This is a genomic window from Klebsiella sp. G-Nf4 (assembly GCF_002810615.1).
Classification (GTDB): domain Bacteria; phylum Pseudomonadota; class Gammaproteobacteria; order Enterobacterales; family Enterobacteriaceae; genus Klebsiella; species Klebsiella variicola.
On the sequence record NZ_PION01000015.1, the window covers coordinates 1 to 23,912 of the forward strand.

General features: G+C 52.9%; 22 protein-coding genes. 14 read left to right on the forward strand and 8 right to left on the reverse strand.

What is annotated here, in order from left to right; genetic code table 11:
* Window positions 1–192: 192 nt before the first annotated feature.
* A complete protein-coding gene (gene mobB / locus CWM57_RS24045) occupies window positions 193–699 on the reverse strand; it encodes a molybdopterin-guanine dinucleotide biosynthesis protein MobB (RefSeq protein ID WP_074387473.1) in 507 nt (168 codons plus the stop codon).
* A complete protein-coding gene (mobA, locus tag CWM57_RS24050) occupies window positions 696–1,277 on the reverse strand; it encodes a molybdenum cofactor guanylyltransferase MobA (RefSeq protein WP_074387472.1) in 582 nt (193 codons plus the stop codon). Before mobA ends, mobB begins: the two co-directional genes overlap by 4 nt.
* Before the next feature lie 71 nt (window positions 1,278–1,348).
* On the opposite strand from mobA, the gene CWM57_RS24055 reads away from it, so the two are divergent.
* From CWM57_RS24055 to dsbA, 3 genes are all read left to right on the forward strand, one after another.
* Window positions 1,349–1,618: a YihD family protein gene (locus CWM57_RS24055; protein ID WP_061156277.1), complete on the forward strand. Its 270-nt coding sequence runs from the start codon at window positions 1,349–1,351 to the stop codon at window positions 1,616–1,618.
* 75 nt (window positions 1,619–1,693) lie between these two features.
* Window positions 1,694–2,680 carry a serine/threonine protein kinase gene (locus CWM57_RS24060; protein WP_074387471.1) on the forward strand — a complete coding sequence of 329 codons (987 nt, stop codon included), beginning with the start codon at window positions 1,694–1,696 and terminating at the stop codon, window positions 2,678–2,680.
* 27 nt (window positions 2,681–2,707) lie between these two features.
* The gene (gene dsbA, locus CWM57_RS24065) at window positions 2,708–3,331 is read left to right on the forward strand and encodes a thiol:disulfide interchange protein DsbA (RefSeq protein WP_008807917.1); all 624 of its coding nucleotides are present in this window, start codon (window positions 2,708–2,710) and stop codon (window positions 3,329–3,331) included.
* Window positions 3,332–3,380: 49 nt separating this feature from the next.
* Here dsbA and CWM57_RS24070 read toward each other — a convergent pair whose 3' ends face one another.
* On the reverse strand, window positions 3,381–4,280 hold the full coding sequence (locus CWM57_RS24070) for an acyltransferase (RefSeq protein ID WP_100632109.1): 900 nt from the start codon (window positions 4,278–4,280) through the stop codon (window positions 3,381–3,383).
* Between the two features lie 396 nt (window positions 4,281–4,676).
* On the opposite strand from CWM57_RS24070, the gene polA reads away from it, so the two are divergent.
* Entirely contained in the window at window positions 4,677–7,469 is a 2,793-nt protein-coding gene (gene polA / locus CWM57_RS24075; protein WP_100632110.1) for a DNA polymerase I, read from the forward strand.
* Window positions 7,470–7,816: 347 nt separating this feature from the next.
* On the opposite strand, the gene yihA is transcribed toward polA, so the two are convergent.
* Window positions 7,817–8,449 carry a ribosome biogenesis GTP-binding protein YihA/YsxC gene (gene yihA / locus CWM57_RS24080; protein WP_074387468.1) on the reverse strand — a complete coding sequence of 211 codons (633 nt, stop codon included), beginning with the start codon at window positions 8,447–8,449 and terminating at the stop codon, window positions 7,817–7,819.
* Window positions 8,450–9,033: 584 nt separating this feature from the next.
* Between yihA and yihI the strand changes: the two genes are divergently transcribed.
* Together yihI and hemN are read left to right on the forward strand one after the other, a co-directional pair.
* Complete coding sequence (gene yihI / locus CWM57_RS24085; RefSeq protein WP_061156272.1) at window positions 9,034–9,540, forward strand: Der GTPase-activating protein YihI; 507 nt, start codon at window positions 9,034–9,036, stop codon at window positions 9,538–9,540.
* A gap of 188 nt (window positions 9,541–9,728) precedes the next feature.
* On the forward strand, window positions 9,729–11,102 hold the full coding sequence (gene hemN, locus CWM57_RS24095) for an oxygen-independent coproporphyrinogen III oxidase (RefSeq protein WP_100676496.1): 1,374 nt from the start codon (window positions 9,729–9,731) through the stop codon (window positions 11,100–11,102).
* A gap of 35 nt (window positions 11,103–11,137) precedes the next feature.
* Here hemN and CWM57_RS27940 read toward each other — a convergent pair whose 3' ends face one another.
* The 4 genes from CWM57_RS27940 to glnA form a co-directional block, all read right to left on the reverse strand.
* Window positions 11,138–11,248, reverse strand: a complete 111-nt coding sequence (locus CWM57_RS27940; protein ID WP_004152951.1) for a YshB family small membrane protein — start codon at window positions 11,246–11,248, stop codon at window positions 11,138–11,140.
* Window positions 11,249–11,358: 110 nt separating this feature from the next.
* The gene (gene glnG / locus CWM57_RS24100; protein ID WP_008807911.1) at window positions 11,359–12,768 is read right to left on the reverse strand and encodes a nitrogen regulation protein NR(I); all 1,410 of its coding nucleotides are present in this window, start codon (window positions 12,766–12,768) and stop codon (window positions 11,359–11,361) included.
* Window positions 12,769–12,776: 8 nt separating this feature from the next.
* Window positions 12,777–13,826 (reverse strand): nitrogen regulation protein NR(II), encoded by a 1,050-nt coding sequence (gene glnL, locus CWM57_RS24105; protein ID WP_008807910.1) that lies wholly within the window; start codon window positions 13,824–13,826, stop codon window positions 12,777–12,779.
* A 188-nt stretch (window positions 13,827–14,014) separates the two neighbouring features.
* Window positions 14,015–15,424, reverse strand: coding sequence for a glutamate--ammonia ligase (gene glnA / locus CWM57_RS24115; RefSeq protein WP_061156270.1), 1,410 nt, complete (start codon window positions 15,422–15,424; stop codon window positions 14,015–14,017).
* 378 nt (window positions 15,425–15,802) lie between these two features.
* Between glnA and typA the strand changes: the two genes are divergently transcribed.
* The 8 genes from typA (at window position 15,803) to fabY (ending at window position 23,910) form a co-directional block, all read left to right on the forward strand.
* The gene (gene typA / locus CWM57_RS24125) at window positions 15,803–17,626 is read left to right on the forward strand and encodes a ribosome-dependent GTPase TypA (RefSeq protein WP_061156269.1); all 1,824 of its coding nucleotides are present in this window, start codon (window positions 15,803–15,805) and stop codon (window positions 17,624–17,626) included.
* Window positions 17,627–17,824: 198 nt separating this feature from the next.
* Entirely contained in the window at window positions 17,825–18,535 is a 711-nt protein-coding gene (locus CWM57_RS24130) for a GntR family transcriptional regulator (RefSeq protein ID WP_100632111.1), read from the forward strand.
* A gap of 7 nt (window positions 18,536–18,542) precedes the next feature.
* Window positions 18,543–19,523, forward strand: a complete 981-nt coding sequence (locus CWM57_RS24135) for a sugar phosphate isomerase/epimerase family protein (RefSeq protein ID WP_100676497.1) — start codon at window positions 18,543–18,545, stop codon at window positions 19,521–19,523.
* A 100-nt stretch (window positions 19,524–19,623) separates the two neighbouring features.
* The gene (locus tag CWM57_RS24140) at window positions 19,624–20,886 is read left to right on the forward strand and encodes an MFS transporter (protein ID WP_061156266.1); all 1,263 of its coding nucleotides are present in this window, start codon (window positions 19,624–19,626) and stop codon (window positions 20,884–20,886) included.
* A gap of 150 nt (window positions 20,887–21,036) precedes the next feature.
* Window positions 21,037–21,636 (forward strand): glucose-1-phosphatase, encoded by a 600-nt coding sequence (gene yihX / locus CWM57_RS24145; RefSeq protein WP_100632113.1) that lies wholly within the window; start codon window positions 21,037–21,039, stop codon window positions 21,634–21,636.
* On the forward strand, window positions 21,630–22,490 hold the full coding sequence (locus CWM57_RS24150) for a virulence factor BrkB family protein (protein ID WP_074387464.1): 861 nt from the start codon (window positions 21,630–21,632) through the stop codon (window positions 22,488–22,490). Before yihX ends, CWM57_RS24150 begins: the two co-directional genes overlap by 7 nt.
* Window positions 22,487–22,924, forward strand: coding sequence for a D-aminoacyl-tRNA deacylase (gene dtd, locus CWM57_RS24155; RefSeq protein WP_012543288.1), 438 nt, complete (start codon window positions 22,487–22,489; stop codon window positions 22,922–22,924). Before CWM57_RS24150 ends, dtd begins: the two co-directional genes overlap by 4 nt.
* Before the next feature lie 44 nt (window positions 22,925–22,968).
* Complete coding sequence (gene fabY, locus CWM57_RS24160; protein ID WP_165784254.1) at window positions 22,969–23,910, forward strand: fatty acid biosynthesis protein FabY; 942 nt, start codon at window positions 22,969–22,971, stop codon at window positions 23,908–23,910.
* The last annotated feature ends 2 nt before the right edge of the window (window positions 23,911–23,912 follow it).

A 23,912-nucleotide genomic window follows, 5' to 3' on the forward strand; every position in this document is an offset into this window, starting at 1 on the left:
CCGGGCCGAAAGGTGCGGGGTTTTTTTGCTGTGTGAGTATATCTCCCCGGTGGCGCTGCGCTTACCGGGGCTACAAACCGGGGCTGACAGGTAGCCCGGACAAGGTGCGCAGCACCGCCTCCGGGGAGGCCCCTGTCTGCCGATGCCATTCATTAAAGTCTGTGTTAAGAAGCAATCCCTACCGATAAACTGCTAATGCCTCTCTAACCAACTTGCAATAAATGTCGCGATCTGTGGAACATCATTTAAATCCAACTGCGGAAGTGATGTCGCGATCGGCACATCGCTGGCCACGGCGATGGTATGCTCATCAATCACCAGCTCGTCTACACAGTGGCCGCTGTTTTGCCGAAAAAGTAGGATCTTCGGCACGGGTTCATGTTTGAACCCCTCCACTAAAACCAGGTCCAGTTTGCTGGCATCCATTCGACTGACAAGCCACGTGAGGTCTAATTCCGGCGTCTCTGGCGTCTCCGTCATCAACGCCCAGCGCTGTTCACTGGCGACAATGGTCTGCGCAGCGCCCGCCTTACGTAATTCATAGCTATCTTTGCCGGGTTTATCGACGTCCATATCATGATGGGTATGTTTTATCAGCCCGGGACGCAGACCTCTGACGCACAGCTCAGGGATAAGACGCTTTAATAATGTTGTTTTTCCGGTACCGCTCCATGCGGCGATCGCCAGTAATGGGATCATGATGGCTCCTGCATCTGCTGCAAATCATCAAGCGTATTTACATTGATGAACGCTGATTTCACCTCGCTGAAGCTGACCGGATGTCCGCCGACCTGACGCATAAAGACCATTACCCGGCGTTCTCCACTGGTAAGGTAGGCCTCGAGGTCCGGGATGATTTGTCGATGCACGAGCGCAACGGCGGGATGATCCCGTTCGCCGTCATGGGCCCAAACGACCGGCGCAGCATCTTTCTGCTGTACAAAGCGCTCCACCAAAAAGGACGGAATGAACGGCGTGTCGCAGGGGCAAAAAACAAACCATGGACTTGTAACCTGCTGCATCACAGCAAGCATTCCGGCCAGTGGTCCCTGATAATCCTCCTGTATATCTCTAAAGACCGGATATCCGCTGGCACGCCACTGTTCAAGATGACGGTTGGCGCTAATGACTAACGCATCAACCTGCGGGGCTAATGCCTCTGCGACGTGACGCCAGAGAGGACGTCCATTGAGCAGCTGTAATCCTTTATCAATGCCGCCCATTCGCGTGGCTCTGCCGCCAGCCAGCACGACGCCGGTTATCGCCTCGCTTTGCATATGAATATCGCCTCTTTCATTGTGGGATTGACCCTGTTAACTTGTCCCTATCAAGAGTAAGGAGCATGACCATGAAATGTAAACGTCTGAATGAAGTAATTGAACTCCTCCAGCCTGCCTGGCAGAAAGAGCCTGAACTGAATCTGATGCAATTTTTGCAGAAACTGGCGAAAGAGGCCGGCTATGATGGCGAACTGAGCGATCTTTCCGACGATATTCTGATCTATCACCTGAAGATGCGTGACTCTTCTAAAGATGCCATCATCCCTGGTATTCAGAAGGATTATGAAGAGGACTTTAAAACCGCACTGCTGCGCGCCCGCGGGGTAATAAAAGAGTAAAAGGTTGTAAGCGCTGCCGCGTAAAGTGCAATGAGATGATATCCTGAACTATTCGTACGATTATCGGATGTCAGGATGCACGGTAAGGCTTTTACTTTTCAGACGCTTCGCCCGGATACCATTATCGATGGGTTATTCGATCTGGGTATGCGGGTGGACTCCGGTCTCACTCCGCTAAACAGCTATGAGAACCGCGTTTATCAGTTCCAGGACGAAGAGCGCCATCGCTATGTGGTAAAGTTCTATCGTCCTGAGCGCTGGTCCGCAGAACAGATCCTTGAAGAACACCTGTTTGCGCTTCAGCTTGTAGAAGATGAAGTGCCCGTTGCTGCGCCGCTCTTATTTAACGACAGTACGCTTCATCAGCATCAGGGATTCTACTTTGCCGTTTTCCCAAGCCTTGGTGGTCGTCAGTTCGAAGCGGATAACCTTGATCAAATGGAATGGGTTGGCCGCTATCTGGGGCGCCTGCACCAGACTGGCCGCAAACAGCGCTTTACTGCCCGCCCGGAAATTGGCGTGCAGGAGTACCTGCTGGAACCGCGCCAGGTGTTTGAACAGGCGACGCTTATCCCCTCTGGCCTGAAGGCCGATTTCCTGAAGGCGACCGATAAACTCATTGCTGCCGTCATGGAGCAATGGCACGGCCGCGGGAACACGTTACGCCTGCACGGTGACTGCCATGCGGGTAATATCCTCTGGCGCGACGGGCCACTGTTTGTCGACTTAGACGATGCGCGAACCGGCCCGGCGATTCAGGATCTGTGGATGCTGCTTAACGGCGATAAGTCTGAACAGCGTATGCAGCTAGAGACCATCGTCGAGGCCTATGAGGAATTCAGCCCCTTTAACAGCGATGAAATCGCGCTAATTGAACCTTTACGCGCTATGCGGCTGGTTTATTATCTGGCGTGGTTGCTCAGACGCTGGGACGATCCCGCTTTCCCGGTCAATTTCCCCTGGTTAACCGGGGAGGATTACTGGCGGGGGCAGACGTCGACTTTTCTTGAGCAGGTGAAGGTTCTACAGGAACCCCCGCTTCAGTTAACGCCAATGTATTAATGTGATATATCCAGGAGAGAGTAAATCATGAAAAAAGTTTGGCTGGCGCTGGCTGGTATGATTCTGGCTTTTAGTGCATCCGCTGCCCAGATCACCGATGGCAAGCAGTACATCACCCTTGATAAGCCGATTGCTGGCGAGCCGCAGGTGCTCGAGTTCTTTTCATTCTACTGCCCGCACTGCTACCAGTTTGAAGAAGTGCTGCATGTTTCTGACAATGTGCGTCAGAAACTGCCGGAAGGCACCAAAATGACCAAATACCACGTTGAGTTCCTGGGCCCTCTGGGCAAGGATCTGACGCAGGCATGGGCGGTGGCCATCGCGCTGGGCGTTGAAGATAAAATTACTGCGCCGATGTTCGAAGCCGTGCAGAAAACCCAGACCGTGCAGAGCGTGGCTGACATTCGTAAGGTGTTCGTCGATGCTGGCGTGAAAGGGGAAGACTACGATGCCGCATGGAATAGCTTCGTGGTGAAATCTCTGGTCGCTCAGCAAGAGAAAGCTGCAGCCGATCTGCAGCTGCAGGGGGTACCGGCTATGTATGTTAATGGTAAATACCAGCTGAACCCGCAGGGGATGGACACCAGCAATATGGATGTCTTCGTCGCTCAGTATGCGGATACCGTGAAGCAACTGGTAGAGAAGAAATAAAAAAAACGCCGGTCACTGACCGGCGTTACTTTAGCTGTTCTGGCAGTGACTACCTTTCTTTGCCCTGCATGATGTCAGTCAACTGACGGTCTTTCTCTTCCCATAGCCCATTCAGCCAGCGCTGGAAGCCGCGCTTAAAGTTCTTATCGTTAACGTAATCGCCGTGCAGCTCTTCACCAATAGGGACCAGATTGATTCGTACTACAATGCGCGTCAGGCGGCCGCTCAGCATGTCGTAAAATGGCCTTGTATTGTTCTCCGGGTAGCACAGCGTGACATTCAGTAGTTTATCGAACTGCGAACCGAGTACGTTGAGCGCCATGGCGATGCCTGCCGCTTTAGGCGGTAGCAGGTTATCGTAAGGCGAGCGCGTCTCGCGTTTTTTGGCTTCGGTAAAACGCGAGCCTTCCACGAAATTGACGATAGTCGTCGGATGCGCACGGAATTTTTCACACGAACGGCGGGTGGTTTCGACATCTTTACCGCGTCGTTCTGGATGTCTAATAAGGTAACTGCGCGAATAGCGGCGCATAAAGGGCATATCCAGCGCCCAGCAGGCGAGGCCGATGAAGGGTACCCATGCCAGCTGCTGTTTAAGGAAGTACTTATTCATCGGAATATGCTTGCGGAACAGCACGCACAACACCACGATGTCTGCCCAGCTATGGTGGTTACTGATCAGCAGATACCAGTTCTTTTTATTTAAGCCTTCCAGACCCTCGACGTCCCATTTAAGCCAGGGATTGAGATACAACAGCAGCGCCAGCCCTTCGCACCAGCAATACATCATAAAATTGCAAAAAACAGATATAGATCGCCATACCGCTGGAATGGGAACCAGCAGTTTAATCAGCCCGGCGACGATGATCGGTACAGAGCAGATAATGGTGACTAAGATGGTTAAGGCGATACTCAGCGGAAGTGTTATCGCAGCGAGTAATCTCGACATAGTTAGTTTATTCAGAAAGTTAGGCTGACAAAGAGCGCCTTTAAGCTGCGCAAGGGGCTGATTTTACCAGAAAACGCGGTAAATAACGGATCTTACGAGAACAGAAAAAAACAAGGATCTTCTATCCACATGGAACATTGGGTCATCAAATTGATGCCATGTTCACCGATATGTTTTTAATTGGCTGATATATAAAGAGTAATAGTATTTATTCGTTTTTTTTCAGGGGCGGATAAGCTGATGTTGTAAAACTATGCACAAAGTTATCCACAAACAAAGTTGTCCGGCGATCGCGACGATCGTCGAATCTTTTCCACGAAATGTGGGAAAAATTCAGGATTTCATGCCCGTCTGTGGCATCCTTTATCCATAATCTGATAAACAGGCACGGAAATTATGGTTCAGATCCCAGAAAACCCTCTCATCCTCGTTGACGGCTCATCCTATCTTTATCGGGCGTATCATGCGTTTCCGCCGCTGACTAACAGCGCAGGGGAGCCGACCGGGGCCATGTACGGCGTACTGAATATGCTGCGCAGTTTGATCCTGCAGTATCAGCCGTCTCATGCCGTCGTGGTCTTTGATGCGAAAGGGAAAACCTTCCGTGATGAATTGTTCGAACACTACAAGTCCCACCGCCCGCCGATGCCGGACGATCTGCGTGCGCAGATCGAGCCTTTGCATAAGATGGTGAAAGCGATGGGGCTGCCGCTGATGGCGGTTCCGGGCGTCGAAGCCGACGATGTGATAGGCACCCTGGCACGGGAAGCAGAAAGGGCGGGCCGTCCGGTGCTGATCAGCACCGGTGATAAAGACATGGCTCAGCTGGTGACGCCGGGGATCACCCTGATCAATACCATGACTAACACTATCCTCGGACCGGATGAGGTCGTCACCAAGTATGGCGTCCCGCCGGAGCTGATTATCGATTTCCTGGCACTGATGGGCGATTCCTCGGATAACATTCCCGGCGTGCCGGGCGTGGGTGAGAAGACCGCCCAGGCGCTGCTGCAAGGCCTTGGCGGCCTTGATACGCTGTATGCGGAACCGGAGAAAATTGCTGAACTGAGCTTCCGCGGCGCGAAAACGATGGCGGCGAAGCTGGAGCAGAACAAGGACGTGGCTTATCTCTCTTATCAGCTGGCGACCATTAAAACCGACGTCGAGCTGGAGCTCACGTGCGAAGAGCTGGAGGTGCAACCGCCGGCGGCTGACGACCTGCTGGCGCTGTTCAGGCAGTACGAATTTAAGCGCTGGACAACCGACGTTGAGGCCGGGAAATGGCTGCAGGCCAAGGGCGGCAAACCGGCCGCGAAACCTGCAGAGCCTGCGGCAGCGGCACAAGCAGAAGCAGAGGATGAACCGGCCTCCGCCCTTTCAGCAGAGCACTATGTCACTATCCTTGATGAGGCCACGCTGGTCACCTGGATCGATAAGCTGAAGCAGGCGCCGCTCTTTGCCTTTGATACGGAAACCGACAGCCTGGATAACATCTCCGCCAATATGGTCGGTCTTTCATTTGCGGTTGAGCCGGGCGTGGCCGCCTATGTTCCCGTGGCGCATGATTATCTTGATGCACCGGATCAGATCCCCCGCGAGCGCGTACTGGCGTTGCTTAAACCGCTGCTGGAGGATGAGAAGCTGCTCAAGGTCGGGCAAAATCTCAAATACGATCGCGGTATTTTGGCCAACTACGACATTGAGCTACGCGGGATTGCGTTCGATACCATGCTGGAATCCTACATTCTCGACAGCGTGGCGGGCCGTCACGATATGGACAGTCTTTCCGACCGCTGGCTGAAGCATAAAACCATTACCTTTGAAGAGATCGCCGGTAAAGGTAAGAACCAGCTCACCTTTAACCAGATTGCACTGGAGGAGGCTGGCCGCTACGCGGCGGAAGATGCCGACGTCACGCTCCAGCTGCATCTGAAGATGTGGCCGAAGCTGCAGCAGCATGAAGGTCCGCTGAATATCTTTAAGCATATCGAAATGCCGCTGGTGCCGGTGCTGTCTCGGGTTGAGCGCAATGGCGTGAAAATCGACCCTGCCGTGCTGCATGCGCACTCACAGGAGATCGCCCAGCGTCTGGTTGAGCTGGAGCAGCGCGCGCATGAGATTGCCGGGGAAGCGTTTAATCTCTCCTCCACTAAACAGCTGCAAACGATCCTGTTTGAGAAACAGGGTATCAAGCCGCTGAAGAAGACGCCGGGCGGCGCGCCGTCCACGTCTGAAGAGGTCCTGGAAGAGCTGGCGCTGGATTATCCGTTGCCGAAAGTGATTCTGGAATATCGCGGGCTGGCGAAACTGAAATCGACCTATACCGATAAACTGCCGCTGATGATTAACCCCAAAACGGGGCGCGTGCATACCTCCTATCATCAGGCGGTCACTGCTACCGGTCGTTTATCGTCTACCGATCCAAACCTGCAAAATATCCCAGTGCGTAACGAAGAAGGACGGCGTATTCGCCAGGCGTTTATCGCGCCGGAAGATTACGTCATTGTCTCAGCGGACTACTCGCAAATCGAACTGCGTATTATGGCGCACCTGTCGCGGGATAAAGGCCTGCTGACCGCTTTCGCAGAAGGGAAGGATATTCACCGGGCGACGGCGGCTGAAGTGTTTGGCTTACCACTGGACAGCGTCAGCAGCGAACAACGCCGCAGTGCGAAAGCCATCAACTTCGGTCTCATCTATGGCATGAGCGCCTTCGGCCTGGCCCGCCAGCTGAACATCCCGCGTAAAGAAGCACAGAAGTATATGGATCTTTATTTCGAGCGTTATCCGGGCGTCCTGGAGTATATGGAGCGCACCCGCGCTCAGGCGAAAGAGCAAGGGTACGTTGAAACGCTGGATGGCCGTCGACTCTATCTGCCGGATATTAAATCCAGCAATGGTGCCCGTCGCGCCGGCGCGGAACGTGCGGCGATCAACGCCCCGATGCAGGGGACGGCGGCGGACATTATCAAGCGGGCGATGATTGCTGTTGATGAATGGCTGCGGAAGGAGCAACCTCGCGTGCGGATGATCATGCAGGTTCACGATGAACTGGTCTTTGAAGTGCATAAAGATGAGCTCGATGCCGTGTCGAAAAAGATCCATGAACTGATGGAGAACAGCACTACGCTGGCGGTACCGCTGCTGGTGGAAGTCGGTAGTGGTGAAAACTGGGATCAAGCGCACTAAGTATACAAAGCGCAAAGCGATTTTCTGTAAGTAAGCAACATAACTTATAGCGTTTTGTGAGGATCATTTGAATTTGCTATGTAAATAGTGAAAAAAAACTACAAAAAATGCTTTATCCGTGAGCGAAAGAAGAGTAGAGTTAATCGCGTAGGGTACAGAGGTAAGATGTTCTATCTTTCAGACCTTTTACTTCACGTAATCGGATTTGGCTGAATATTTTAGCCGCCCCGGTCATTTATGACCGGGGCGTTTTTTATTGCGCGAAAGAAAAGTTTGATACAGTTAAAACCGCGTAATATGAACGTCCGGATAGGGCGCTACGCGCCGTTATCCGGAAAAAGCGGGGGTTACTCGGCGTCTTCGACGGCTTCTTGCGGCGGGATTTCGTTAAACCAGCTATCCAGCTTCTGTCGCAGCTTATCCACGCCAGATTTTTTCAGCGAAGAGAAAGGTTCAACCTGGACATCGCCATTGAAGGCCAGTACCGCTTCTCGCACCATATTCACTTGCGCTTTACGCGCGCCGCTGGCGAGCTTATCGGCTTTGGTCAGCAGGACCAGAACCTGAATATCACTTTCTACCGCCCATTCGATCATTTGTTGATCGAGATCTTTAAGGGGGTGGCGAATATCCATCAGCACCACCAGGCCTTTCAGGCACAGACGTTTTTCCAGGTACTCTCCCAGCGCACGCTGCCACTTGATCTTCATCTCTTCGGGTACTTGCGCATAACCATAGCCGGGCAGGTCAACCAGGCGTTTGCCATCGGCGACTTCGAACAGGTTAATCAGCTGCGTACGTCCAGGAGTCTTGGAGGTCCGCGCCAGGCTCTTCTGGTTGGTCAGCGTATTCAGCGCGCTTGATTTTCCCGCGTTGGAGCGGCCGGCGAACGCCACTTCAATACCGGTATCGGCAGGAAGATGGCGGATATCTGGCGCGCTAGTGACAAAGTGCGTCAGTTGATAATTCCAGTTGGTCAAGACGGTCGTCTCCGTTAAAACAGGCTATGGCAGGGATTATACCTGAACAGCAGAAAAAGGCTGTTTTTACCGCACGCCGTTCCTGTAAGTAAAAACCATATGGTTTGTGAGACATTGACTATTCTTCGTATAGGACATACCTGAGAATAATAAGACGATAAAGATGTAATGCATTGAAAATAAAAGGGTTATAAAAATAGAGAAATCTGAAAATGTTTTTTTAACGGCCTGGCTGGTTGTCGATTTTTGTCAACAGGGTAAAGTAATACACAACGGCGGGGATGCTGAAAGGATTAAGACTCAGGACGAGGGGTCAGGAAGCGCCAGGAGGCGAAGACCACAGGATAGTCAGGATGACGCGCGTCTTGGAGACGTTTCAAAGGGAAAAGGAAGAAACAGGGACCGTTGGACGCTAAGGGAAAGACAGGGTAAGTCGTTAGCGAACAGGGAAAGAAGAAGCCCGTTAAGGGTGGTCAGTGAGGAAAAAGGCGACAGAGTAATCTGTCGCCTTTTTTCTTTGCTTGCTTTCTGCTAGATTCCGCCTCAATTCTATACTGAATAATACTGTCTGAAGATTACACACCATGAAAAAACCGACATCCGCCACCCGTGGCAAATCCGGCCGCAAGTCGCGTGAAGAAATAAATCAGGAAGCTCGCGATCGCAAACGGCAGAAGAAACATCGTGGCCACGCGGCGGGAAGTCGCGCGAACGGCGGCGATGCGGCTTCAGCGGGCAAAAAACAGAGCCAGACGCAAGACCCACGCGTCGGTAGTAAAAAACCGATCCCGCTGGGCGTGAGCGAAAGCAGCACCCCAGCCCCCAAGCAGCATAAACCAAAGAGCGAGAAACCTATGCTTTCACCACAGGCTGAGCTGGAGTTGCTGGAGAATGATGAGCGCCTGGATGCGCTGCTGGAACGTCTGGAAGAGGGCGGCACCCTGAATGCTGAAGAGCAGAGCTGGGTGGACGCCAAACTGGATCGCATTGATGAGCTGATGCAGCAGCTCGGCCTCTCTTACGATGACGAAGATGAAGAAGAGGAAGAGCGTCAGGAAGATATGATGCGTCTGCTGAAGGGTGGAAACTAACATTTGCATCCCATCGGATTCCCGGTACTGCTTATAACCCTTCTGGTTATATGTTATCTGCTGTGGTTATTCGTTAAACTACGACGGTTGTCGCGGCGTCAGAAATGGCTGCGCAACCGGCTCATGACCCGCGGTGCGGTGAGGCCGGGACGGCGTACCCGTCGGCGGCACCATCGGAAGGAGTGAGCATGTCTGAGCAGATAATCGACTGGGATCTGGCCCTGATCCAGAAATATAACTATTCCGGGCCGCGCTATACCTCGTATCCCACCGCGCTGGAGTTTTCACCGCAATTCGGCGCGGCGGAATTCGAAGCCGCTGTGGCCCGTTATCCACAGCGGCCCCTGTCGCTGTACGTGCATATCCCTTTTTGCCATAAGCTGTGTTATTTCTGCGGCTGCAATAAGATAGTCACCCGCCAGCAGCATAAGGCCGATCAATATCTCGATGTCCTTGAACAGGAGATCATCCGCCGCGCGCCGCTGTTTGCCAGTCGCCAGGTTAAACAACTGCACTGGGGTGGCGGCACACCAACCTATCTCAATAAGGCGCAAATCAGTCGCCTGATGAATCTGTTGCGCAGCCACTTCCATTTCAGCGCGGAAGCCGAAATCTCCATTGAGGTCGATCCACGTGAGATCGAGCTGGATGTCCTCGATCATTTACGCACCGAGGGTTTCAACCGCCTGAGTATGGGCGTGCAGGACTTCAATAAAGAGGTTCAGCGTCTGGTTAACCGTGAGCAGGACGAAGCGTTCATCTTTGATTTGCTCAACCATGCGCGGGAGATTGGTTTTACCTCGACCAATATCGACCTCATCTACGGCCTGCCGAAGCAAACGCCGGAGAGCTTTGCCTTTACCCTGCAAAAGGTCGCTGAGCTCAATCCTGACCGCCTGAGCGTGTTTAACTATGCGCATCTGCCCACGCTCTTTGCCGCACAGCGGAAAATTAAAGATGCCGATCTGCCCTCCGCTGAACAGAAGCTGGAGATCCTGCAGGAGACCATCGGTTCACTGACGGCGGCAGGCTATCAGTTTATCGGCATGGACCACTTTGCTCGCCCAGACGATGAATTAGCGGTCGCGCAACGTCACGGCATACTGCACCGCAATTTCCAGGGCTACACCACCCAGGGGGATACCGATCTGCTGGGAATGGGCGTTTCGGCGATCAGCATGATTGGCGACAGCTACGCTCAGAACCAAAAAGAGCTGAAGCAATACTACCAGCAGGTGGCAGAGCAAGGGGACGCCCTGTGGCGCGGGATCGAGTTAACCCGTGATGACTGTTTACGTCGTGACGTGATTAAGGCGTTGATCTGTAATTTCCGTCTGGATATTGAGGCAGTAGAGGCGCAGTGGGATGTGGATTTTCAGTCTTATTTTGCGGAAGACCTGAAGCTACTGGCGCCGTTGGCGCATGACGGGCTGGTGGCTGTGGATGATAAGGCCATTCAGGTGACGGCGAAAGGCCGACTGCTGATCCGCAACATCTGTATGTGCTTTGACGCGTATCTACGGCAAAAGGCTCGGATGCAGCAATTCTCACGGGTCATTTAATGTTTTCCCCCTCTCCGACGGGAGAGGGGGAACAATTAGCTGAACAGACCGACCAGGGCAGCGCACAGAACGGCTGCGACTGCCGTCTGTGGCGTGTGACTCGCAGCGGCGCCGCTCGATATCATACTCACCAGTGATTCAAACATGATGCTCTCCCGTAATGCCGGGCACGATCATACTCAACTCATCGGAACAGTAAAGTACAAAATAGCAGCACTTTGCGCTGAACGGCTAATTTTCATCATGCCGTTAATCACTACTCCATTCCCAGCTCTTTTAGCTTACGCGTCAGGGTATTACGACCCCATCCCAGCAGGCGTGCGGCTTCCTGCTTGTGACCTTGCGTGTGGCGCAGAGCGGTTGTCAGCAGCGTGCGTTCCATTTCGGGTTGCGCTTCTGAGAGCAGATTTTGATGACCGGAGCGCAGCGCCCGATCGGCCCACTGACCCAGCAGTGTCGCCCAGCTATCGGGCTGCATCTGCGTTGGGCTGTCCGGAACCGTGGTCTCAAACAGTTCGCTCGGCAGATCCTGTGTCAGCACTTCCTGGCCGGCGGCCATCACGGTGAGCCAGCGACAGGTATTTTCCAGCTGACGGACGTTGCCAGGCCACGCCAGGCGAGTCAGCGCTGTCTCCGTTTCCGGATGCAGCTGTTTGGCTTCAACGCCGAGCTCCCGGGCGGCTATCTGCAGAAAATGGCGAGCCAGACGTGGAATATCTTCCCGGCGCTCGCGCAGCGGCGGTAAATGCACCCGGATCACGTTCAGGCGGTGGAATAAATCTTCACGGAATTTCCCCTCCTGCACGCGCTGTTCCAGGTTCTGGTGGGTGGCGGCGATGATCCGCACATCAACCTTCACCGGCGCGTAGCCGCCCACGCGATAAAACTGGCCATCCGCCAGCACGCGCAGCAGACGAGTCTGCACATCAAGCGGCATATCGCCAATTTCATCCAGGAATAGCGTGCCGCCGTCAGCCTGTTCGAAGCGTCCCTGGCGGACGGTATTGGCGCCGGTAAAGGCCCCTTTTTCATGGCCGAACAGCTCGGACTCAATCAGGTCCTTGGGGATTGCTGCCATATTGAGCGCGATAAACGGCGCTTTTGAACGTGGACTATGACGATGCAGGGCGTGAGCGACGAGCTCTTTACCGGTCCCGGATTCGCCATTGATCAGCACGCTGATGGATGAGCGCGACAAGCGGCCAATAATGCGAAAGACATCCTGCATAGCCGGCGCTTCGCCGATGATATCGGCGGTTGGGCTGCTTATCGGCGCATTTCGCGGCTGCTGCTGCTCCTGGTAGTGGCTTATCGCCCGGTCGACCAGGGCGACGGCTTCATCAATATCAAAAGGTTTGGGCAGATAATCAAACGCGCCTTGCTGATAAGCGCTGACCGCAGCGTCCAGATCGGAATGCGCGGTCATTATGATGACCGGAAGCATTGGATGACGTTGCTTAATCTGTTTGAGCAGCGCCAGACCATCCATTCCCGGCATACGGATATCTGACAGCAGTACATCCGGGGTTTTGGTGGTGAGGGCATCTAGCACCTCATTGCCGCTTTCGAACGTTGTGCAGCTCAAGCCGGCTCCGGTGAGCGCGCGTTCAAGCACCCAGCGGATGGAGCTATCGTCATCAACGATCCAGGCTATCCCTCGTTGCATAAACACCTCTACTTCCGAATAGGCAGGTATACCGAAAATTCGGTATGACCCGGCCAGCTGGTGAATTCAATTTTGCCGGAGTGCTGATCGATAAGGCTGCGGGCAATAGATAAGCCCAGGCCGGTACCGCCTTCGCGACCGCTGACCATCGGATAAAACAGCGTATCCTGGAGATGGGGCGGAATACCCGGGCCATTATCTTCAACGTCAATACGTGCGGCGAGGCGATAACGCACCCCGTGCAGCGTCAGCTGGAAAGCGGTGCGGGTGCGGAGAACAATTTCACCCCCTTCCGGCCCCAGCGCCTGCAGCGCATTACGGACGATGTTCAGCAACACCTGTTCAATTTGATCCGGGTCGTGGGGCAGCTCTGGTAGGCTGGGGTCGTAATCACGGATTAACTTCACGTTGTCCGGTAACTCCATGGAGACCAGTTTCACTACCCGCTCGGCGACTTTATGGATACTTTCAGTAACGTGCATGCCCGGATGCTGTGGCCCAAGCAGGCGATCGACCAGATTTCTCAGCCGGTCAGCCTGCTCGATGATCACTTTGGTATATTCCGTGAGCGCCGGGTCGGGCAGGGCTTTGCTGAGCAGCTGTGCCGCGCCGCGCAGGCCACCTAACGGGTTTTTTATCTCATGTGCCAGGCCGCGGACCAGATCGCGGGCGGCGACCTGCTGTGCGTGCTGCAGTTGCTCCTGGCTCAGGCGGCGCTGGTTATCCATCGGCGCCATTTCCAGCAAAATAAAGCCTTCCGGTAGCCGCTGGGCGGTCAGAGACAGGATGTGTGAGCGGCCATCGATAACCAGCGTGACTTCGTTATCGGTAAAACCCTGGCCCGCCTGCAGACTCTCCTGCATCAGCCCAATATTCAATGAGAAATAGCTCAACAGCTCAGGTAACGGGGTGCCAAACAGCTTGCGTGAACTCTGCGCCAGCAGCTGCTGCGCCGCAGGGTTGGCAAAGTGCACCGCCAGGTCATCATCGACCAGTAAGATACTGTTGATTAGAGAGTTAAGGATCTGCCCAGCATCGGGCAGTGTGCCTGTTGCCATTCGACAGTCTCCTGAAAATGAGTGCACCAATTTAGTGCAGTATAGCTTTTTATCGGTAAAAAGCTCGCGAGATCAGCGTGTTGGTGGAGAAAAAAGCCCATCCTGAGATGGGCTGAAAGTTTCCACGGCAACAAAATATCCCGGGCATCCCGCGCCACAACACGACATACCCTGGATTTACAGCAAAATTAGACGCTGTAGTACAGTTCGAACTCAACCGGATGCGGAGTCATGCGTACGCGGTCGTTCTCTTCCAGACGCAGGGCGATGTAAGCATCGATAGCGTCATTGGTGAACACGCCGCCAGCCGTCAGGAACTCGCGGTCAGCATCCAGGGCCTGCAGGGCTTCTTCCAGAGAACCAGCAACCTGCGGGATCTCTTTCGCTTCTTCCGGCGGCAGGTCGTACAGGTTTTTGTCCATTGCTTCGCCCGGATGGATTTTGTTCTTGATACCATCAAGGCCAGCCATCAGCAGCGCTGCAAAGCACAGGTACGGGTTGGCAGCCGGGTCCGGGAAGCGCACTTCGATACGACGCGCTTTCGGAGAGGTCACCACCGGGATACGGATGGAGGCAGAGCGGTTACGCGCAGAGTAAGCCAGCATAACCGGCGCTTCGTAACCCGGGACCAGACGCTTGTAGGAGTTGGTGGTCGGGTTCGCCAGGGCGTTAATCGCTTTAGCGTGTTTGATTACGCCGCCGATGTAGAACAGCGCCTGCTCAGACAGACCTGCGTATTTGTCGCCGGAGAACAGGTTAGTCCCGTTTTTCGCCAGAGACATATGGCAGTGCATGCCGGAGCCGTTGTCGCCGAACATTGGTTTCGGCATGAAGGTCGCGGTTTTACCGAAGCGGTGAGCGACGTTGTGAACAACGTATTTGTAAATCTGAATTTCATCCGCTTTTTTGGTCATGGTGTTGAAGCGAGTTGCCACTTCGTTCTGACCTGCGGTTGCCACTTCGTGGTGGTGAGCTTCAACAACCAGACCCATCTCTTCCATGATCATACACATGGTGGAGCGGATATCCTGTGAAGAGTCTACTGGCGGAACCGGGAAGTAACCCCCTTTCACGCCTGGACGGTGACCTTTGTTACCGCCTTCGTATTTGGTGGAGGAGTTCCACGCACCTTCGATGTCATCGATCGCGACATGGGAGCCAGAGATAGAGGCGCCGAAGCGGACGTCGTCGAACAGGAAGAATTCTGGTTCTGGCCCGAACAGGACGGTATCAGCGATGCCGGTGGCGCGCAGGTACTCTTCAGCGCGTTTCGCGATGGAGCGCGGGTCGCGGTCATAGCCCTGCAGGGTGCCTGGTTCGAGGATATCGCAGCGGATGATCAGCGTCGGTTCTTCGAAGAACGGGTCAATGACCGCGGTGGAGGCGTCTGGCATCAGGACCATGTCAGATTCGTTGATACCTTTCCAGCCACCAATCGAGGAGCCATCAAACATTTTGCCTTCTTCGAAGAATTCGGCATTTACCTGATGAGACGGAATCGTGACGTGCTGTTCTTTACCTTTGGTATCGGTGAAGCGCAGATCGACAAACTTCACTTCGTGCTCGTTCAGCATCGTCAAAACGTGTTCAGCGGACATACTTAAACTCTCCCGGATTGGTCATTGTCGTCGTGGTAACGAAAACTTCATACTGCTTAAAAGTGGCGTTGTTGCCTTAAAAAATATAAAGCGAAATCTGTGCCAACTTTTAAATGCCCTATAAAACGCTGTATCATGCGCACCATAGTGCAAAAGGACTGCACCATGATGGAGATAATGCACCAAAATAGTGCCTCAGTGTGAACATTGAGCACCATTTTGGTGCAATTTTTGTTACGGTGCCCTTTTATCGCTCCGTGAAAGCGGTCACAAAGAAACTCTGCAATACTTGTTTGCGGAGGATGTTTGTGATCCTGTTCAGTCCTTCGCTTAATACGTGTACAATAACGCGCTATTTCTAATGCCTGAGGCAAAGTTGTGATCGAAAATCTGCGTAATATCGCCATCATCGCGCACGTTGACCATGGTAAAACTACCCTGGTTGACAAGCTGCTACAGCAATCCGGTACGTTCGACGCACGTACTGAAGCACAAGAACGTGTGATGGACTCCAACGATTTGGAGAAAGAGCGTGGGATTACCATCCTCGCTAAAAACACCGCAATCAAATGGAATGATTACCGTATCAACATCGTTGATACCCCAGGGCACGCCGACTTCGGAGGTGAGGTTGAGCGTGTTATGTCCATGGTTGACTCTGTGCTGCTGGTGGTCGATGCCTTTGATGGCCCGATGCCGCAAACGCGCTTCGTGACCAAAAAAGCTTTTGCCCACGGCCTGAAGCCGATCGTGGTCATCAACAAAGTTGACCGTCCGGGTGCCCGTCCGGACTGGGTTGTCGATCAGGTGTTCGACCTGTTCGTTAACCTTGATGCGACTGACGAACAGCTGGACTTCCCGATCGTTTACGCGTCCGCGCTGAACGGTATCGCGGGTCTGGACCACGAAGACATGGCTGACGACATGACCCCGCTGTATCAGGCGATTGTTGATCGCGTGCCGGCGCCGGACGTTGACCTTGACGGTCCGCTGCAGATGCAGATTTCCCAGCTGGACTACAACAACTATGTTGGCGTCATCGGTATCGGCCGCATCAAACGCGGTAAAGTGAAGCCGAACCAGCAGGTCACTATCATCGATAGCGAAGGCAAAACCCGTAACGGTAAAGTCGGTAAAGTTCTGACTCACCTGGGTCTGGAGCGTATCGAGAGCGACGTAGCCGAAGCTGGCGACATCATCGCGATCACCGGTCTGGGCGAGCTGAACATCTCCGACACCATCTGCGATCCGCAGAATGTTGAAGCGCTGCCGGCACTGTCCGTTGATGAACCGACCGTAACCATGTTCTTCAACGTCAACACCTCTCCGTTCTGTGGTAAAGAAGGTAAGTTCGTTACCTCTCGCCAGATTCTGGACCGTCTGAACAAAGAGCTGGTGCACAACGTGGCGCTGCGCGTCGAAGAGACTCAGGACGCTGATGCATTCCGCGTTTCTGGTCGTGGCGAACTGCACCTGTCCGTTCTGATTGAAAACATGCGTCGTGAAGGTTTCGAGATGGCGGTTTCCCGTCCGAAAGTTATCTTCCGCGAAATCGACGGCCGTAAACAAGAGCCGTTCGAAAACGTGACGCTGGACGTCGAAGAGCAGCACCAGGGTTCTGTCATGCAGGCGCTGGGCGAGCGTAAAGGCGATCTGAAAAACATGAATCCAGACGGTAAAGGCCGCGTACGTCTCGACTACGTGATCCCAAGCCGTGGTCTGATCGGCTTCCGTTCAGAGTTCATGACCATGACTTCTGGTACCGGTCTGCTGTACTCCACCTTCAGCCACTACGACGACGTTCGTCCGGGCGAAGTGGGCCAGCGTAACAACGGCGTACTGATCTCTAACGGTCAGGGTAAAGCGGTTGCGTTCGCTCTGTTCGGTCTGCAGGATCGCGGTAAGCTGTTCCTCGGCCACGGCGCTGAAGTTTACGAAGGCCAGATCATCGGTATTCACAGTCGTTCTAACGACCTGACGGTAAACTGCCTGACCGGTAAAAAACTGACCAACATGCGTGCGTCCGGTACTGACGAAGCAACGGTTCTGGTTCCGCCGATTAAGATGACCCTGGAGCAGGCTCTGGAGTTCATCGATGACGACGAACTGGTAGAAGTGACCCCTACGTCTATCCGTATCCGTAAACGTCACCTGACTGAGAACGACCGTAAACGCGCAATGCGCGGTGCAAAAGAAGAGTAATTTTTCTTCTTGTTGTTCGCTAAACCCCGCCTCTTCGGCGGGGTTTTTTTATGGGTGGTCTCTGCCTGTCGTCGCGCTATTTCCGGGTTGCCGAGAGAGATCGGTCACATTTATACCTAAAGTTTGTGTGAGGAATTGCTTTCTTTTTTTGCGGAAGAGTAAGATGAGCTATCTGGTTTAAACCAAATGGATTAAACAATGACTGAAAATCTCTCCACTGTTGAAAATGCGAAAGAGAAACTGGATCTGTGGCTTAAGCAAGGGCTGACGGCTGCGGGGGGAAAACTGCCTTCTGAAAGAGAGCTTGGTGAGCTGCTGGGCATCAAACGCATGACGCTGCGTCAGGCGCTGCTCAGCCTGGAAGCGGAATCGAGGATTTTTCGTAAAGACCGTAAAGGATGGTTTGTCGCCCAGCCGCGTTTTAACTATAGCCCTGAGCTCTCAGCGAGCTTTCAGCGAGCCGCCATTGAGCAGGGCAGAGAACCCTCATGGGGCTTTAATGAAAAACAGCGAACCCGAGACTATCCCGACGTTGCTAAACCCCTGATGGATGTTATTCCGTCTGATGATTTATATCTGGTAACCGGCTGGGGAGCGCTGGAAGGGCATAAAGTTTTCTACCACGAGACCTTTATCAACCCTAACGTCGCGCCAGATTTTATTGACCGGTTGAAGAACCAGTCTTTTTCCTCCGTCTGGGAGCGTGAATATCATAAGCCAGTGGTGATTAAAAAACTGGCTTTTAGACCCGTCAGAATGTCGGGCGATGTGAGCAAATTCATCGGCGGCTCTGCAGGTCTGCCGGCTATTCTGATAGAAAAACACCGTGCCGATAGTGCAGGTAATATTGTGCAGATAGATCTCGAATACTGGCGATTTGAGGCTGTGGATCTCTTTATTAACTTGTAGGTATTTTATGGTCACTAAAGATAACGCCGGGAAGATCCTTTCCCGTATTGATAACATACCACTCTACCTTCATGCCTATGCCTATCATTTGAATATGCGGCTTGAACGTATTTTACCTAATGATTTGCTGGCCATCGCAGATAGCCTGCATTTAAAAGGGGTAAAAATACATGTTCTTGATGGCGAGCGCTACTCGCTGAGCAATATGAATGATATCCAGTTAGCCGAGTTTGGAGATAAAGCAAAATCGTTGCAACTGGATATTCATATCGAGACCAGCGCCTCCGATAAACAAACAATCGATCAGGCCGTCACTATCGCCTTAAAAACAGGCGCATCATCCGTTCGCTTTTATCCTCGTTATGAAGGACATTTGTACGACGTTATTGAAAAAATTTCCACCGACATTCAATACATTAAACAAGCATATAGCCATACTGGCCTGACGTTTACCCTTGAGCAACATGAAGATCTGAAAAGCGTTGAACTGGTGAATTTAATTAAACGCAGCGAAATGCCAACGCTATCGCTTCTTTTTGACTTCGCCAATATGATCAACGCCAATGAACGACCTCTTGAGGCGTTAGCGTTGATGTCACCTTACATTACGCAGGTTCATATTAAAGACGCCTGTATTATTGCTGAGAACGGTGGACTTGGGCATCGGGCCTGTAACTCAGGCCAGGGCGATATGCCATTTAAGGCGCTGCTGACGAAATTAATTTGTCTCGGCGATGACCAGCCGCAGGTCATGGCGTACGGCCTGGAAGAGGAGGTGGATTACTATGCACCCCCGTTCCGTTTTGCAACGGAAGGTGACAACCCGTGGATCCCGTGGCGGCAAATGAGCGAAACTCCGCTACCTGATGCTGACCAGCTTGAAGAGCGGCTGCTGAAAGAAAAGCAGGATGCGATTGCGCAGCTGAAATATGTCGAAGATACATTGCAAATAATAAAAGACGAAGCGCTTACCGTGCTGGCACACTAAATTTATCGATAATTCGTTATACCGGGTCATCATTTTTAATAAATGATGATGGTCTGTTATCTTCCTTAAACCAAATGATGTTAAATCATTAGGGGATCCTATGCTCACAAAAAAGAAATGGGCTATATTCAGTTTATTAACCTTGTGCGGCGGCACCATTTATAAACTGCCCTCACTGAAAGATGCCTTTTATATTCCAATGCAGGACTATTTTCATCTGACTAATGGCCAGATAGGTAATGCCATGTCGGTGAACTCAGTGGTGACCACGATTGGTTTTTTCCTGTCAATTTACTTTGCCGATAAGCTTCCTCGCCGTTACACCATGTCGTTGTCACTGATTGCAACAGGTTTATTAGGGATCTATCTGACGACGATGCCTGGATATTGGGGAATTCTCTTCGTTTGGGCCTTATTTGGCGTTACCTGCGATATGATGAACTGGCCGGTGCTATTAAAGTCGGTAAGTCGGCTGGGCAACAGCGAACAACAGGGGCGGTTATTTGGCTTCTTTGAAACCGGGCGGGGGGTTGTCGACACGATTATTGCCTTCTCTGCTTTAGCTATTTTTACCTGGTTTGGTAGCGGTTTGCTGGGTTTTAAAGCCGGGATCTGGTTCTATGCTCTCATCGTGATTGTTGTCGGGATCATGCTGTTTTTTATGTTGAAAGAAAAGGATGAGGATGCGCCTGAGAAAGCTATCACCGAGAGCGCCACAGAGAAAAGTAGCATCTCTTCGGTATTAAAAGATAAAACCATTTGGCTCATCGCGTTTAACGTCTTCTTCGTTTACGCCGTTTACTGTGGACTCACTTTCTTTATCCCCTTCCTGAAAAATATCTACCTGTTGCCAGTAGCGCTGGTGGGCGCCTACGGCATCATTAATCAGTATTGTTTAAAAATGGTTGGCGGACCGATTGGTGGCCTGATAGCCGATAAAATTCTTAAGTCGCCAAGCAAATATCTCTTTTATACCTTCTGTGTGAGTACCCTGGCCTTAGTGGCGTTAATATTGCTGCCCCATGAAAGTATGCCGGTCTATCTGGGTATGATTTGCACTCTGGGATTTGGTGCAATTGTGTTTACGCAGCGAGCGGTATTCTTTGCCCCGATCGGTGAAGCAAAAATCGCTGAAAACCGGACCGGCGCAGCCATGGCGCTGGGGAGCTTTATCGGTTATGCGCCGGCCATGTTCTGCTACAGCCTGTATGGCTACATTCTTGACCTCAACCCAGGTCTGGCAGGCTACAAGATAGTCTTTGGTATCATGGCGGGCTTTGCGCTCTGTGGCGCGTTCGTCTCGGTCATGTTAGTGAAACGAATTAGCGGTGGCAGGAAAATGCTGCGCGCTGCGACGGAATAACCTCCCGTCTCATTCTGTTTATTCAAAGCCGCGTTATGCGGCTTTGTTCGTCAGTGGCTGGCGGCCCACGCGGTTGTTTCAGGTTTATACATAGTCAAACCTCATCTTTCCCGCTAAAGTTAATTTTCCACGGCGCGGAAGGAGACAAAAATGCTCTATATCTTTGATTTAGGTAATGTGATTGTCGACATTGACTTCAACCGGGTATTGGGAACCTGGAGTGATTTAACCCGCATCCCGCTGGCGACGCTAAAGCAGCATTTCACCATGGGAGAGGCTTTCCACCAGCATGAGCGTGGCGAGATCAGTGATGAAGACTTTGCCGCCGCCATGTGCCATGAAATGAATATGTCCCTCAGTTATGAGCAATTTGCTCACGGCTGGCAGGCGGTATTCGTCGCGCTACGCCCGGAGGTGATTACCATCATGCATAAACTTCGTGCCCAGGGGCATCGGGTGGTGGTGCTCTCCAATACCAACCGTCTTCACACCACGTTCTGGCCTGATGAATACCCGGAAGTGCGCGCTGCCGCCGATCGCATCTATCTGTCACAAGAGATGGGAATGCGTAAGCCTGAAGCGCAAATTTACCAGCGAGTACTGGAAGAAGAGGGATTTTCTGCCGCAGATACGGTCTTTTTTGATGATAACGTCGATAATATAGCAGGGGCTAATCGGTTGGGGATCACCAGTATTCTGGTGACCGGGAAGAAGACCATCCCTGATTATTTCGCGAATCAGCTATGCTAAAAACCGTTCATCAAAAATTACACCACCATACCCGGCCGCTGCTGGCGTGGCTTAAGCTGCTGTGGCGGCGCATTGATGAAGATCATATGACCACCCTGGCGGGAAACCTCGCCTATGTGTCATTACTTTCCCTGGTGCCGCTGATAGCCGTCGTGTTCGCGCTGTTTGCGGCCTTTCCCATGTTTTCCGAAGTCAGTGTGCAGATTCGCCATTTTATCTTCGCCAATTTCATTCCGGCGACGGGCGATGTGATTCAGGGGTATATCGAGCAGTTCGTGGCCAATTCCAGCCGCATGACCGCGGTAGGCGCGTTTGGCCTGATCGTCACTTCGCTGCTGCTGATGTACTCGATCGACAGCGCGCTAAACACCATCTGGCGCAGTACGCGCAGTCGCCCCAAAGTTTACTCCTTTGCCGTTTACTGGATGATCCTGACTCTTGGCCCGCTGCTGGCGGGTGCCAGCCTGGCGATCAGTTCGTATCTGCTGTCGCTGCGCTGGGCGAGCGATCTGGACGGCGTGATTGATAATCTGCTCCGCCTTTTCCCGCTGATCCTTTCCTGGGCGGCATTCTGGCTACTCTACAGTATTGTGCCGACCACCCAGGTGCGTAACCGCGATGCAGTGATCGGAGCGCTGGTGGCGGCGCTGCTGTTCGAGGCTGGTAAGAAAGCCTTTGCCCTCTATATCACCACCTTTCCGTCCTATCAGTTAATTTATGGCGTGATTTCGGTGGTACCGATTTTGTTCGTCTGGGTGTACTGGACTTGGTGTATCGTCTTGCTTGGCGCTGAAATTACTGTCACTCTCGATGAATACCGCAAACTTAAAACAGAAGAAACAGAACAACCATGATTGCATTAATTCAACGCGTATCCCGTGCAAGCGTTACCGTGGAGGATGAAGTGACGGGCGAAATTGGTCCGGGACTTCTGGTGCTGCTGGGGGTCGAAAAAGACGATGATGAACAAAAAGCGAATCGCCTCTGCGAACGCGTGTTGGGCTACCGCATCTTCAGCGATGCGGAGGGGAAAATGAACCTGAATGTTCAGCAGGCGGGCGGCAGCGTGCTGGTGGTTTCGCAATTTACGCTGGCGGCCGATACCGAGCGGGGGATGCGACCGAGTTTCTCGAAAGGCGCTGCCCCTGACCGCGCTGAGGCGCTGTATGAGTATTTCGTCGCCCGCTGTCGCCAGCAGGAAATGAACACCCAGACCGGAAGATTCGCTGCGGATATGCAGGTTTCTTTGGTCAATGATGGTCCCGTGACCTTTTGGTTGCAGGTATGACCCAGCTTCCGGGCAGGCTGCGGGTAACAAAAGAGAGTACGACTATGTATCACCTTCGTGTACCGCAAACAGCAGAAGAGTTAGAGAGCTACTATCAGTTCCGCTGGGAGATGCTGCGTAAGCCGCTGCATCAGCCAAAAGGATCGGAACGTGACGCCTGGGATGCGATGGCGCATCACCAGATGGTGGTGGATGAAGAAGGCAATCTGGTAGCCATCGGCCGGCTATATATCAATGCGGAAAATGAAGCCTCCATTCGCTTTATGGCCGTTCATCCCTCCGTGCAGGATAAAGGGCTGGGGACGCTGATGGCGATGACCCTGGAGTCGGTAGCGCGTCAGGAAGGGGTTAAGCGGGTCACCTGTAGCGCCCGCGAAGATGCGGTGGAGTTTTTCGCCAAGCTGGGCTTTGTGAATCAGGGGGAGATCACTACCCCAACCACCACGCCGATCCGTCATTTTCTGATGATTAAACCGATCGCGTCGCTGGACGATATTTTGCACCGCGGCGACTGGTGCGCACAGCTTCAGCAGGCGTGGTATCAGCATATCCCGCTGAGTGAAAAAATGGGCGTGCGTATTCAGCAGTACACCGGGCAGAAATTTATTACCACCATGCCCGAAGCGGGGAACCAGAATCCGCACCATACGCTGTTTGCCGGTAGCCTGTTTTCGTTAGCGACCCTGACCGGATGGGGGCTTATCTGGCTGATGTTGCGCGAGCGGCATCTGGGAGGCACCATCATTCTGGCGGATGCGCATATTCGTTACAGTCAGCCCATTAGCGGCCGCCCCAGCGCCATCGCCGACCTGGGTTCGCTGAGCGGCGATCTCGACCGTCTGGCGCGTGGGCGTAAGGCCCGCGTGCAAATGCAGGTAGAGCTTTTTGGCGACGAAAAGCAGGGCGCGGTTTTCGAGGGGATCTACATCGTGCTGCCGGCGAAGCCCTTTGGCTCGTATGAAGAGGGCGGCAACGAGGAAGAGTAAGC

Excerpts from the sequence above, each read along its gene's own strand:
- CWM57_RS24150 (WP_074387464.1), top strand. The coding sequence starts at position 21,630 with ATGCTAAAAACCGTTCATCAAAAATTACACCACCATACCCGGCCGCTG.
- CWM57_RS24135 (WP_100676497.1), top strand. The coding sequence starts at position 18,543 with ATGGTCACTAAAGATAACGCCGGGAAGATCCTTTCCCGTATTGATAAC.
- CWM57_RS27940 (WP_004152951.1), bottom strand. The coding sequence starts at position 11,248 with ATGTTTGAATCACTGGTGAGTATGATATCGAGCGGCGCCGCTGCGAGT.
- CWM57_RS24055 (WP_061156277.1), top strand. The coding sequence starts at position 1,349 with ATGAAATGTAAACGTCTGAATGAAGTAATTGAACTCCTCCAGCCTGCC.
- fabY (WP_165784254.1), top strand. The coding sequence starts at position 22,969 with ATGTATCACCTTCGTGTACCGCAAACAGCAGAAGAGTTAGAGAGCTAC.
- mobA (WP_074387472.1), bottom strand. The coding sequence starts at position 1,277 with ATGCAAAGCGAGGCGATAACCGGCGTCGTGCTGGCTGGCGGCAGAGCC.
- glnA (WP_061156270.1), bottom strand. The coding sequence starts at position 15,424 with ATGTCCGCTGAACACGTTTTGACGATGCTGAACGAGCACGAAGTGAAG.
- glnL (WP_008807910.1), bottom strand. The coding sequence starts at position 13,826 with ATGGCAACAGGCACACTGCCCGATGCTGGGCAGATCCTTAACTCTCTA.
- polA (WP_100632110.1), top strand. The coding sequence starts at position 4,677 with ATGGTTCAGATCCCAGAAAACCCTCTCATCCTCGTTGACGGCTCATCC.
- hemN (WP_100676496.1), top strand. The coding sequence starts at position 9,729 with ATGTCTGAGCAGATAATCGACTGGGATCTGGCCCTGATCCAGAAATAT.
- CWM57_RS24140 (WP_061156266.1), top strand. The coding sequence starts at position 19,624 with ATGCTCACAAAAAAGAAATGGGCTATATTCAGTTTATTAACCTTGTGC.
- CWM57_RS24060 (WP_074387471.1), top strand. The coding sequence starts at position 1,694 with ATGCACGGTAAGGCTTTTACTTTTCAGACGCTTCGCCCGGATACCATT.
- yihX (WP_100632113.1), top strand. The coding sequence starts at position 21,037 with ATGCTCTATATCTTTGATTTAGGTAATGTGATTGTCGACATTGACTTC.
- dsbA (WP_008807917.1), top strand. The coding sequence starts at position 2,708 with ATGAAAAAAGTTTGGCTGGCGCTGGCTGGTATGATTCTGGCTTTTAGT.
- mobB (WP_074387473.1), bottom strand. The coding sequence starts at position 699 with ATGATCCCATTACTGGCGATCGCCGCATGGAGCGGTACCGGAAAAACA.
- CWM57_RS24130 (WP_100632111.1), top strand. The coding sequence starts at position 17,825 with ATGACTGAAAATCTCTCCACTGTTGAAAATGCGAAAGAGAAACTGGAT.
- dtd (WP_012543288.1), top strand. The coding sequence starts at position 22,487 with ATGATTGCATTAATTCAACGCGTATCCCGTGCAAGCGTTACCGTGGAG.
- glnG (WP_008807911.1), bottom strand. The coding sequence starts at position 12,768 with ATGCAACGAGGGATAGCCTGGATCGTTGATGACGATAGCTCCATCCGC.
- yihI (WP_061156272.1), top strand. The coding sequence starts at position 9,034 with ATGAAAAAACCGACATCCGCCACCCGTGGCAAATCCGGCCGCAAGTCG.
- CWM57_RS24070 (WP_100632109.1), bottom strand. The coding sequence starts at position 4,280 with ATGTCGAGATTACTCGCTGCGATAACACTTCCGCTGAGTATCGCCTTA.